General features: G+C 72.6%; 12 protein-coding genes. 9 read left to right on the forward strand and 3 right to left on the reverse strand.

Translation table 11 applies throughout. The features are described from left to right. Positions 1-139 precede the first annotated feature (139 nt). The 5 genes from ispG (at position 140) to CHR28_RS24480 (ending at position 5,198) form a co-directional block, all read left to right on the forward strand. Positions 140-1,297: a flavodoxin-dependent (E)-4-hydroxy-3-methylbut-2-enyl-diphosphate synthase gene (ispG, locus tag CHR28_RS24460; RefSeq protein WP_094055830.1), complete on the forward strand. Its 1,158-nt coding sequence runs from the start codon at positions 140-142 to the stop codon at positions 1,295-1,297. A 121-nt stretch (positions 1,298-1,418) separates the two neighbouring features. Continuing rightward, the gene (locus CHR28_RS24465; RefSeq protein ID WP_373453384.1) at positions 1,419-1,862 is read left to right on the forward strand and encodes a hypothetical protein; all 444 of its coding nucleotides are present in this window, start codon (positions 1,419-1,421) and stop codon (positions 1,860-1,862) included. Positions 1,863-1,967: 105 nt separating this feature from the next. After that, a complete protein-coding gene (locus tag CHR28_RS24470) occupies positions 1,968-2,816 on the forward strand; it encodes a GNAT family N-acetyltransferase (RefSeq protein ID WP_094055832.1) in 849 nt (282 codons plus the stop codon). A 43-nt stretch (positions 2,817-2,859) separates the two neighbouring features. Beyond that, complete coding sequence (locus CHR28_RS24475) at positions 2,860-3,390, forward strand: GNAT family N-acetyltransferase (RefSeq protein ID WP_094055833.1); 531 nt, start codon at positions 2,860-2,862, stop codon at positions 3,388-3,390. 107 nt (positions 3,391-3,497) lie between these two features. After that, entirely contained in the window at positions 3,498-5,198 is a 1,701-nt protein-coding gene (locus tag CHR28_RS24480; protein WP_094055834.1) for a proline--tRNA ligase, read from the forward strand. A gap of 45 nt (positions 5,199-5,243) precedes the next feature. On the opposite strand, the gene CHR28_RS24485 is transcribed toward CHR28_RS24480, so the two are convergent. Genes CHR28_RS24485 through CHR28_RS24495 form a run of 3 tightly spaced genes read right to left on the reverse strand, consistent with a single transcriptional unit; the run spans position 5,244 to position 7,220 of the window. Further along, on the reverse strand, positions 5,244-6,146 hold the full coding sequence (locus CHR28_RS24485) for an aminoglycoside phosphotransferase family protein (protein ID WP_094055835.1): 903 nt from the start codon (positions 6,144-6,146) through the stop codon (positions 5,244-5,246). A 49-nt stretch (positions 6,147-6,195) separates the two neighbouring features. Further along, positions 6,196-6,660: a ferritin-like domain-containing protein gene (locus CHR28_RS24490; RefSeq protein WP_094055836.1), complete on the reverse strand. Its 465-nt coding sequence runs from the start codon at positions 6,658-6,660 to the stop codon at positions 6,196-6,198. Further along, positions 6,657-7,220, reverse strand: a complete 564-nt coding sequence (locus CHR28_RS24495; protein ID WP_094055837.1) for a hypothetical protein — start codon at positions 7,218-7,220, stop codon at positions 6,657-6,659. Before CHR28_RS24495 ends, CHR28_RS24490 begins: the two co-directional genes overlap by 4 nt. Before the next feature lie 217 nt (positions 7,221-7,437). Here CHR28_RS24495 and rimP point away from each other — a divergent pair, with 217 nt between their 5' ends. The 4 genes from rimP to CHR28_RS24515 all read left to right on the forward strand — a co-directional run. Further along, positions 7,438-7,938: a ribosome maturation factor RimP gene (gene rimP, locus CHR28_RS24500; protein ID WP_094055838.1), complete on the forward strand. Its 501-nt coding sequence runs from the start codon at positions 7,438-7,440 to the stop codon at positions 7,936-7,938. A gap of 2 nt (positions 7,939-7,940) precedes the next feature. After that, on the forward strand, positions 7,941-8,927 hold the full coding sequence (gene nusA, locus CHR28_RS24505) for a transcription termination factor NusA (RefSeq protein WP_094055839.1): 987 nt from the start codon (positions 7,941-7,943) through the stop codon (positions 8,925-8,927). A gap of 190 nt (positions 8,928-9,117) precedes the next feature. Continuing rightward, positions 9,118-9,414, forward strand: coding sequence for a YlxR family protein (locus CHR28_RS24510; protein ID WP_094055840.1), 297 nt, complete (start codon positions 9,118-9,120; stop codon positions 9,412-9,414). Positions 9,415-9,561: 147 nt separating this feature from the next. Beyond that, positions 9,562-9,893 (forward strand): translation initiation factor IF-2 N-terminal domain-containing protein (locus CHR28_RS24515; protein WP_179272548.1); only part of this gene is annotated, 332 nt, incomplete at its 3' end.

Here is a 9,893-nt window from a genome sequence, read left to right on the forward strand (position 1 = left end):
CTTTTCGCCGGGCCGCCTCCCATCGGGTGGCACGACGGGTGGGATGTGCCCGCGCCCGCACCCGTGCCGTAATCTCGAAGCTCGGAGCCCGCTGCTCACGGGACCGGACCTTGATCCACGACTTGGGGTTGCACAGCAGATGACTGCGATTTCTCTCGGCATGCCGTCCGTTCCGACCAAGCTCGCCGAGCGCCGGAAGAGCCGCCAGATCCAGGTCGGGTCCGTCGCGGTCGGCGGAGACGCCCCCGTCTCGGTCCAGTCGATGACCACCACGCGCACCTCCGACATCGGCGCCACCCTCCAGCAGATCGCCGAACTGACCGCCTCCGGCTGCCAGATCGTCCGGGTCGCCTGCCCCACCCAGGACGACGCCGACGCCCTGGCCACCATCGCCCGCAAGTCGCAGATCCCGGTCATCGCCGACATCCACTTCCAGCCGAAGTACGTCTTCGCCGCGATCGAGGCCGGCTGCGCGGCGGTCCGCGTCAACCCCGGCAACATCAAGCAGTTCGACGACAAGGTCAAGGAGATCGCCAAGGCGGCCCGCGACCACGGCACCCCGATCCGCATCGGCGTCAACGCCGGCTCCCTCGACCGCCGCCTGCTGCAGAAGTACGGCAAGGCCACCCCCGAGGCCCTGGTCGAATCCGCCCTGTGGGAGGCGTCCCTCTTCGAGGAGCACGACTTCCGCGACATCAAGATCTCCGTCAAGCACAACGACCCGGTCGTCATGATCGAGGCGTACAAGCAGCTCGCCGCCCAGTGCGACTACCCGCTGCACCTCGGCGTCACGGAGGCCGGCCCCGCCTTCCAGGGCACCATCAAGTCGGCGGTCGCGTTCGGCGCGCTGCTCTCCCAGGGCATCGGCGACACGATCCGGGTGTCGCTGAGCGCGCCTCCCGCCGAGGAGGTCAAGGTCGGCATCCAGATCCTGGAGTCGCTGAACCTCAAGCAGCGCGGCCTGGAGATCGTCTCCTGCCCCTCCTGCGGCCGGGCCCAGGTCGACGTCTACAAGCTGGCCGAAGAGGTCACCGCCGGCCTGACCGGCATGGAGGTCCCGCTGCGCGTCGCCGTCATGGGCTGCGTCGTCAACGGCCCCGGCGAGGCCCGCGAGGCCGACCTGGGCGTCGCCTCCGGCAACGGCAAGGGCCAGATCTTCGTCAAGGGCGAGGTCATCAAGACCGTCCCCGAGTCCAAGATCGTGGAGACCCTCATCGAGGAGGCCATGAAGCTGGCCGAGCAGATGGAGAAGGACGGCGTGGCCTCCGGCGAGCCGTCGGTGGCGGTGGCGGGCTGACCGCGCAGCCCGCACCCGGGCCGGGGGACACACCGTCTACGCGGCCGTCCTCGCCACGGTCGACGGCCCTCAGCCCGCCCTCGGCCTGTTCCGGGAACTCGTCCGCGATCTCGGCGCGACCCTGGGCGAGGACCACCCCGCGACCCTCCGCGTCCGGATGAACCTGGTCATCGCCACCCTGGAGAACGGGCAGGCGGGGGAGGCCGGGCACCTGTGCGCCCGGGTCGTCGACTCGCTGCGCAGAGTGCTGGGCGACGACCACCAGGAAACCCGGCTGGCGAGGGAACTCCTGCGGGACCTCGACGAGCGGGAGCCGCGGCGGGAGGCGAGCGCCCCGCCCGTTCCACCGCAGCGGTACTGGCACTCGTACGGCACGTCGTACGACGGCGGGGGCGGACAGAGCGACCGGGCCCTCAAGTCGGCCGTCGAACCGGTCACCTGGCGCTCCGAGCCGCCCCCCGGCACCGCGGCCCCGGCCCCCGGCACCGTCACACCGGCCTACCGGATGGTGAGCGGCCTCCAGGACGAGGTGAGCCGGCTCAGGGAGCGGCTCGACGAGCGGTAGGGCCGGGCCGGTGCGCGTCCCGGCCGCCGGCGCGGCGGCACTCCCCAGCTCCGCCAGGTACAGTGCGGGGAATCAGCCGACCCCAGTGTGTGAGGCGCCCCGCACGTGTTGACGCAGACCACCTCACGGGTCCTCGAACCGAGCGACCTGGACGCCGCGCTCGCCGTCCTCGACCGCGAGCCGGTCGCGAACGCCTTCGTGACGTCCCGGGTGCAGATCGCCGGACTCGACCCGTGGCGGCTCGGCGGTGAGATGTGGGGCTGGTACGAGGACGGCATCCTCACCTCCCTGTGCTACGCGGGCGCCAACCTCGTGCCGATCTGCGCCGGTCCGCGTGCCGTGCGCGCCTTCGCCGACCGCGCCCGCCGCTCCGGCCGCCGCTGTTCCTCCATCGTCGGCCCCGCCGGACCGACCGCCGACCTGTGGCGGCTCCTGGAGCCCCACTGGGGCCCGGCCCGCGAGGTGCGCCGCCACCAGCCGCTGATGATCACCGACCGGCTGCCGGACGACGTCACCCCCGACCCCTACGTCCGCCGCGTCCGCAAGGACGAGATGGAGACGATCCTGCCGGCGTGCGTGGCGATGTTCACCGAGGAGGTCGGCGTCTCGCCGCTGGCCGGCGACGGCGGCCTCCTCTACCAGGCCCGGGTCGCCGAACTCGTCGGCTCCGGCCGCGCCTTCGCCCGCTTCGACGCGGACGGCAAGGTCGCCTTCAAGGCCGAGATCGGCGCCGCGACGGACCGCGCGTGCCAGATCCAGGGCGTGTGGGTCGCCCCCGAATACCGGGGGACCGGCCTGGCCGCCCCCGGCATGGCGGCCGTGCTGCGCTACGCCCTGGCGGACGTGGCCCCCCTCGTCAGCCTCTACGTGAACGACTTCAACACGGCGGCCAGGAGGACCTACCGGCGCGTGGGCTTCCAGGAGGTCGGCGCCTTCATGAGCGTTCTGTTCTGAAGCGCCCGGACGGCGGCGGAAACCCCCCTGTAGGCTCCCCGCCATGGACCTGGTGATCGGCCCCCTCGACCTCTCCGCCCACGTAGACGAGGCCCTGGCCGTCCAGGCCGTGGCCTTCGGTCTCGGCCCCGACGAAGTCGCCGTCCGCCGCCAGATCGTCCTGCGCCACATGACCTACCCCGGCGCCCGCGCCCTCGGCGCCACCGCGGGCGGACGCCTGGTCGGCTTCGTCTACGGCATGCCCAACGACCGCACCCACTGGTGGTCCACCGTCGTGGAGCCCTACCTGCGCGCCCAGCACCACGACCACTGGCTCGACGACTCCTTCGTGATCACCGAGCTGCATGTGCACCCCGCCTACCAGAACCGCGGCGTCGGCCGCTCCCTGATCACCACGATCACCGACGGCGCCGCCGAACCCCGCTCGATCCTCTCCGCGATCGACACCGACAGCCCCGCCCGCGCCCTGTACCGCTCCCTCGGCTACCGGGACCTGGCCCGCCAGGTCCTCTTCCCGAGCGCCCCCAAGCCGTACGCCGTGATGGGCGCCCCGCTCCCGCTGCTGCGCCGTTAACCGATTTCCGCCGCCCCCTGCCGCCCGGATAATCTCCTGCCATCACCCTCCCCCACTCTCGACGGCGCTCGAGCGGGGGGACCCCCAGCAGCAGGAGCAGACGAACCATGGCGAACGCACCGGTCCAGCGCATGTCCCAGTTGTTGGCGAAGACGTTGCGCGACGACCCGGCCGACGCCGAGGTCCTCAGCCACAAGCTCCTCGTCCGCGCCGGCTACGTACGCCGCACCGCCGCCGGCATCTGGAGCTGGCTGCCCCTCGGCAAGAAGGTCCTGTCCAACGTGGAGCGCATCGTCCGCGAGGAGATGGACGCCATCGGCGCCCAGGAGGTGTCCCTGCCCGCCCTGCTGCCGCGCGAGCCCTACGAGGCGACCGGCCGCTGGAACGAGTACGGCGCCGAACTGTTCCGCCTCCAGGACCGCAAGGGCGGCGACTACCTCCTCGGCCCCACCCACGAGGAGATCTTCACGCTGCTGGTGAAGGACCAGGCGTCCTCCTACAAGGACCTGCCCGTGATCCTCTACCAGATCCAGAACAAGTTCCGTGACGAGGCCCGGCCGCGCGCCGGCATCCTGCGCGGCCGCGAGTTCCTTATGAAGGACTCCTACTCCTTCGACACCGAGGACGAGGGCCTCGCGCGGTCCTACGCCCTGCACCGCGAGGCCTACCAGCGCGTCTTCGCCCGGCTCGGCCTCGACTACCGCATCTGCGCCGCGACCGCCGGCGCGATGGGCGGCTCCAAGTCCGAGGAGTTCCTGGCCCCGGCCGAGGCCGGCGAGGACACCTTCGCCGACTGCCCGAACTGCGACTTCGCCGCCAACACCGAGGCGATCACGTACGAGCTGAAGCCGGTCGACGCCGCGGACGTGCCCGCCGCCGAGGACATCCCCACCCCGGACACCCCCACCATCGAGACCCTCGCCGCCTCCCTCGGCGTCCCGGCCTCGGCCACGCTGAAGAACCTCCTCGTGAAGGTCGACGGCGAGATCGTCGCCGTCGGCGTCCCCGGCGACCGCGAGGTCGACCTGGACAAGGTCGAGGCGCACTTCGCCCCGGCCACCGTCGAGCTGGTCACCGAGACCGACTTCGCGGGCCGCCCCGACCTGGTCCGCGGCTACGTCGGACCCCAGGGCCTGGACAAGGTCACGTACATCGCTGACCCGCGCGTCGCCCCGGGCACCTCCTGGATCACCGGAGCGAACAAGGCCGGAACGCACACCAAGAACGTCGTCGCGGGCCGCGACTTCGAGGTGGACCAGTACGTCGACGTCGTGGTCGTGCAGGAGGGCGACCCCTGCCCGAAGTGCGGCACGGGCCTCGTGCTGGACCGCGCCATCGAGATCGGCCACATCTTCCAGCTGGGCCGCAAGTACGCCGACGCCCTCAAGCTCGACGTCCTCGGCCAGAACGGCAAGCCGGTCCGCGTCACCATGGGCTCCTACGGCATCGGCGTCTCCCGCGCGGTCGCCGCCCTCGCCGAGCAGAGCGCCGACGACAAGGGCCTGTGCTGGCCCAAGGAGGTCGCCCCGGCCGACGTCCACGTGGTCGCCGCCGGCAAGGCCCTGCAGACCGAACTGGCCCTCGACATCTCCCAGAAGCTGGCCGCTGCCGGGGTCCGCGTCCTGGTCGACGACCGCGCCGGCGTCTCCCCGGGCGTCAAGTTCACGGACTCCGAGCTGATCGGCGTCCCGCAGATCCTGGTGGCCGGCCGCCGCGCCGGCGAGGGCGTCGTCGAGCTGAAGGACCGCCGTACCGGCGAGCGCGAGGAAGTGACGGTCGAGGAGGCCGTCGCCCGCCTCACGGCGTAAGGCCCCGGCGGGGGCAGGGGTGAGCGCTCCGGGCGGCCGGGGCGCTCACAGCCAGCCCGCGAACTCCAGCAGCAGCTCCGCGTCCCGGGGCCGCCCCACGCGCCCCGCCCGTACACCCGACTCCACGGCCCGGAACAGGGTCCAGCCGCGCAGCCGCTCCTGGTCCACGTCCAGGGACTCGGCCAGCCGCTTCACCCGGCGCCGGGTCGTCGCCGCCCCGGACGGCTGGGCGATCAGGTCCTCCACCCGGTCGCGGACCAGCCGGGCCAGGTCGAACGCGCACTCGCCGACCACCGGGTCGGGCCCCACGGCCAGCCACGGCATCCGCTCCCCGGCGAGCACCTTGCTCTGCCGGAACGTGCCGTGCAGCAGCCGGTGTTCGGGCGGCGCGGCCAGCAACTCCTCGCGCGCGGCCAGCGCCAGCTCCACCAGGGGGGCCACCGCGGGATCGGCCTGCGCCCGGGCCCGCATCGCCTCGGCCTGCCGCCCGGTCCGCTCGGCCACCGTCTCGAACGGGAAACCGGCGGGCGGCTCGATCCACAGCCGCCGCAGCGTCCCCGCCGCCTCCAGCAGCGCCTTCGCCTCCGGCAGGGACCGCACCGACACGTCCGGATGCAGCCGCTCCAGCAGCAGCACCCCCTCGGTCGGCTGGACCGGTTCGAGCAGTTGCACGGCACCCCGCCCGGCCCAGTGCGCGAGCGCGGCCCGCTCCGCCTCCGGCCGGGCCCGCCCCGGTGCCAGCTTCAGCACGGCGGGTGTCCCGTCGGCCGTCCGCACCAGCACGACCAGGCTGCTGCGTCCGCCGGGCACCTGCACGCGCTCCACGGTCAACTCGCGTAGCGCTACGGCCTGCCGCGCCGCCTCGGGCAGCTTCTCCAGCCAGTCGTCGCCGTCCGGGGCCGTCTCACCGAGCGCCCTGACCAGGCGCTGCGGCGGTTCGAAAACCATGCGCGAGTCCGTTCCCTTCGTGCTCGTGACGGTGCGCGCCCCGCGCGGGTCACGCCCTCGGCGCCGCCGAGGGCGGGGCCGTGCCCGCCCGCTCGGCGAGCCCAGGGAAGGCTACGCTCTCCCCGCGCCAGCGCACCGCCCGCACCGCCGCCTCGCGCAGCGCCTCGGCGGCCAGGGCCCGCCGCTCGCCGCCCGCGGCCCGCACCAGGTCGGAGTAGACCCCGGCCACCCGGTCCTCCAGCTCCGCGGCCAGCCGCCCGGCCGCCGCCGCGTCCGGCACCGCGAAGGGCAGCGCGTATCCGGCGGCCGCCGCCACGGGCCGGCCGCCCAGGTCCTTCACCTCGCGCACCAGTGCGTCCCGGCGTGCCCGGTGCGCGTCGTAGGCGGTCCGTGCCTCGCCGCGCCGCCCCTCGCCGATCTTCCCGCCGACGACTCCGTACCCGTAGACCGCCGCGTGCTCGGCCGCCAAGGCCGCCTGGAGGGCCCGCAGCTCCCGGTCCTTCGCCTCGCTCACGCGTCCCCCTCGGACAGCAGGTACACGTGCGCCGCCCCGGCCGCCGCCGCCGACGCCAGCAGCCGCGCCAGCTCGCCCGGCACCCCGAGCAACTCCTTGGACCGCCGGTCGGCGAGCTCCCGCTCCGCGGCGGCGAGCCCGGCCAAGGCGTCCTTGTCGTTCCCCGCCACGGCGACCGGCGACGAGGCCGGGCCGGACGGCGGGGGTGACGCCGGGGGTGATGCCGGACCGGACGGCGGGACCGACGCCGAGGGCGATGCTTTTCGGCCACCCCCGAACGCCTGGACATGCCGTACGACGTTCTCCCGCAGCGGTCCCAGCCGCCCCACCAGGGCCGGCCGGGCGGCGATCACCGCGTCGTACCGCTCCAGGAGCCCCTCGCTGTCCCGGGCCGCACGCGCGCGTGCCCGGCGTTCGGCGGCCGAGGGCCCGTCGCCCGCGTCCCCGGACCCCTCCGGACCGGCGGTGCAGCCCGCCAGCGCGAGGGCCGCGGGCCCGACCGCGAGCAGACTCCTTCTGCGCGGCCCCGAACGGGGGCGCGGCGATGAGGGGAACGGCACGTCAGACGTCCTCGGGGGCTCGTGGTGGGAAACATGCGAGAAGGAAGGGACCGCAAGGGCTGCCCGCCCGTGATCACGGTACCCGGGCCGTCGCCCGGGACCACTCAGCGGCACCGTTCGTGACCGGGTGGACGGCAACACTCCCTGCGACCGGATACCCTTTGACCAGACACGCGACCCATCCCACAACAGCACACGCGGCCGAGGAGTCACCCGGATGAGCACCACCCAGAGCGAGAGGCTGCGAGAGCTACTGGAACCGCTCGTCAGCTCCCAGGGTCTGGATCTCGAAGAGATCGAAGTGGACTCCGTCGGTCGCAAGCGTGTGCTGCGCGTCGTCGTCGACTCGGACACCGGTGCGGACCTGGACCAGATCGCCGATGTGAGCCGCGCGCTCTCGGCGAAGCTCGACGAGACGGACGCGATGGGTCAGGGGGAGTACACCCTGGAGGTCGGCACCCCGGGCGCTGAGCGCCTCCTCACGGAACACCGGCACTACGTCCGGGCCACGGACCGGCTGGTGAAGTTCCAGCTGGCCGAGGGCGGCGAGCTGGTCGCCAGGATCCTGAAGGTCGACGACGACGGCGTCGACACCGAGGTGCCCGGGGTCAAGGGCCGCAAGGCCACCGCGCGCAGACTCGCCTTCGACGACATCGTCCGGGCGCGCGTCCAGGTCGAGTTCAGCCGCAAGGACAACAAGAAGGAAGAGGAGGCGTAGCCGTGGACATCGACATGAGCGCCCTGCGGGGCTTGGTTCGGGAGAAGGAGATCTCCTTCGACCTGCTGGTCGAGGCGATCGAGTCGGCCCTCCTCATCGCCTACCACCGCACCGAGGGAAGCCGCCGCCACGCGCGCGTGGAGCTCAACCGGGAGACCGGCCATGTGACCGTGTGGGCGAAGGAGGACGCGGACGACCTCGAGGAGGGCCAGGAGCCCCGCGAGTTCGACGACACCCCGTCCGGTTTCGGCCGTATCGCCGCCACCACGGCCAAGCAGGTCATCCTGCAGCGCCTGCGCGACGCCGAGGACGACGCGACGCTCGGCGAGTACGCCGGCCGCGAGGGCGACATCGTCACCGGTGTGGTCCAGCAGGGCCGCGACCCGAAGAACGTGCTCGTGGACATCGGCAAGCTGGAGGCCATCCTGCCGGTGCAGGAGCAGGTGCCGGGCGAGACCTACCCGCACGGCATGCGGCTGCGGTCGTACGTCGTCCGGGTGGCCAAGGGCGTCCGCGGCCCGTCCGTGACGCTGTCGCGCACGCACCCCGGTCTGGTGAAGAAGCTGTTCGCTCTGGAGGTGCCGGAGATCGCCGACGGGTCCGTGGAGATCGCCGCGATCGCCCGCGAGGCCGGTCACCGCACCAAGATCGCCGTACGGTCCACCCGCTCCGGCCTGAACGCCAAGGGCGCCTGCATCGGCCCCATGGGCGGCCGGGTGCGCAACGTGATGGGCGAGCTGAACGGTGAGAAGATCGACATCGTCGACTGGTCGGAGGACCCGGCCGAGATGGTGGCGAACGCCCTCTCCCCGGCCCGCGTCTCCAAGGTCGAGATCGTGGACATGGCGACCCGGTCCGCCCGGGTGACCGTGCCCGACTACCAGCTGTCCCTGGCCATCGGCAAGGAGGGCCAGAACGCCCGCCTCGCGGCCCGGCTGACCGGCTGGCGGATCGACATCCGCCCGGACACGGAACCGGCCGCGGAGTAGCCGCGGAGGAGCCGCGAGGCAGCCCGGAGCAGGCGCGGACGGATCGGCCGAAGATCGACGGCGGATCCGCGCCGCATCCGGGGAATGGATCCAAGCCGTGAGTCGTTCAGATCACGACAGGTTCACGCGCTGCAATCGTTCGAATGCTGCCCCACAGGGGTGAGGCGCGTACGGGGAGGTAGACTTAACTGTGTCTGGCCGGACACGCGCCCGTGCATGCCCTGAGCGCACCTGTGTGGGGTGCCGGGAGCGAGCGGCCAAGACTGAACTGCTGCGGATCGTGGCGATCGAGGACGCGTGCGTCCCTGATCCACGCGGTACGCTGCCCGGCCGGGGTGCGTACGTACACCCCGCCCAGGTCTGTCTGGACCAGGCGGTACGCCGCCGGGCGTTCTCGAGGGCACTGCGCGTCCCGGGAGCGCTCGACACAAAGGCGTTGCGCCGATACGTCGAGCAGACAACAGTTGCCGATCAGGCAACACCGTAAGAACGTGCCGCACGGAACCCCGTGTGGTCTAGGTACCTCGCGAGTCGAAAGCAGGTCGAGATTGCGATGAGCACTCGATGAGTACGCGATGAGTACGCCCATGAACTAGCGACGGTCCGGACGCAACCCGGACCTCAAAGGAGCGAAGTGGCTAAGGTCCGGGTCTACGAACTCGCCAAGGAGTTCGGTGTCGAGAGCAAGGTCGTCATGGCCAAGCTCCAGGAACTCGGTGAATTCGTCCGTTCGGCGTCTTCGACCATCGAAGCGCCCGTTGTACGCAAGCTGACGGACGCCCTCCAGCAGGGCAACGGCGGCGGCAAGTCCGCCCCCGCCCGCAAGGCTGCCCCGGCGAAGCCGGCAGCCCCCTCTCCGGCGCAGGCCGCCCGCCCGGCCGCCCCGCGCCCGCCGGCCCCCAAGCCGGCCGCCGCCGAGAAGCCCGCGGCTCCCGCCGCGCCGGCCACTCCCGGCCCCCGTCCCAC

Source organism: Streptomyces sp. XY006 (assembly GCF_002237655.1).
GTDB lineage: Bacteria > Actinomycetota > Actinomycetes > Streptomycetales > Streptomycetaceae > Streptomyces > Streptomyces levis.

What these genes read in the sequence shown, in the direction of transcription:
- CHR28_RS24485 (WP_094055835.1), bottom strand. Translation starts at nt 6,146, where the DNA reads ATGGTTTTCGAACCGCCGCAGCGCCTGGTCAGGGCGCTCGGTGAGACG.
- ispG (WP_094055830.1), top strand. Translation starts at nt 140, where the DNA reads ATGACTGCGATTTCTCTCGGCATGCCGTCCGTTCCGACCAAGCTCGCC.
- CHR28_RS24475 (WP_094055833.1), top strand. Translation starts at nt 2,860, where the DNA reads ATGGACCTGGTGATCGGCCCCCTCGACCTCTCCGCCCACGTAGACGAG.
- rimP (WP_094055838.1), top strand. Translation starts at nt 7,438, where the DNA reads ATGAGCACCACCCAGAGCGAGAGGCTGCGAGAGCTACTGGAACCGCTC.
- CHR28_RS24480 (WP_094055834.1), top strand. Translation starts at nt 3,498, where the DNA reads ATGGCGAACGCACCGGTCCAGCGCATGTCCCAGTTGTTGGCGAAGACG.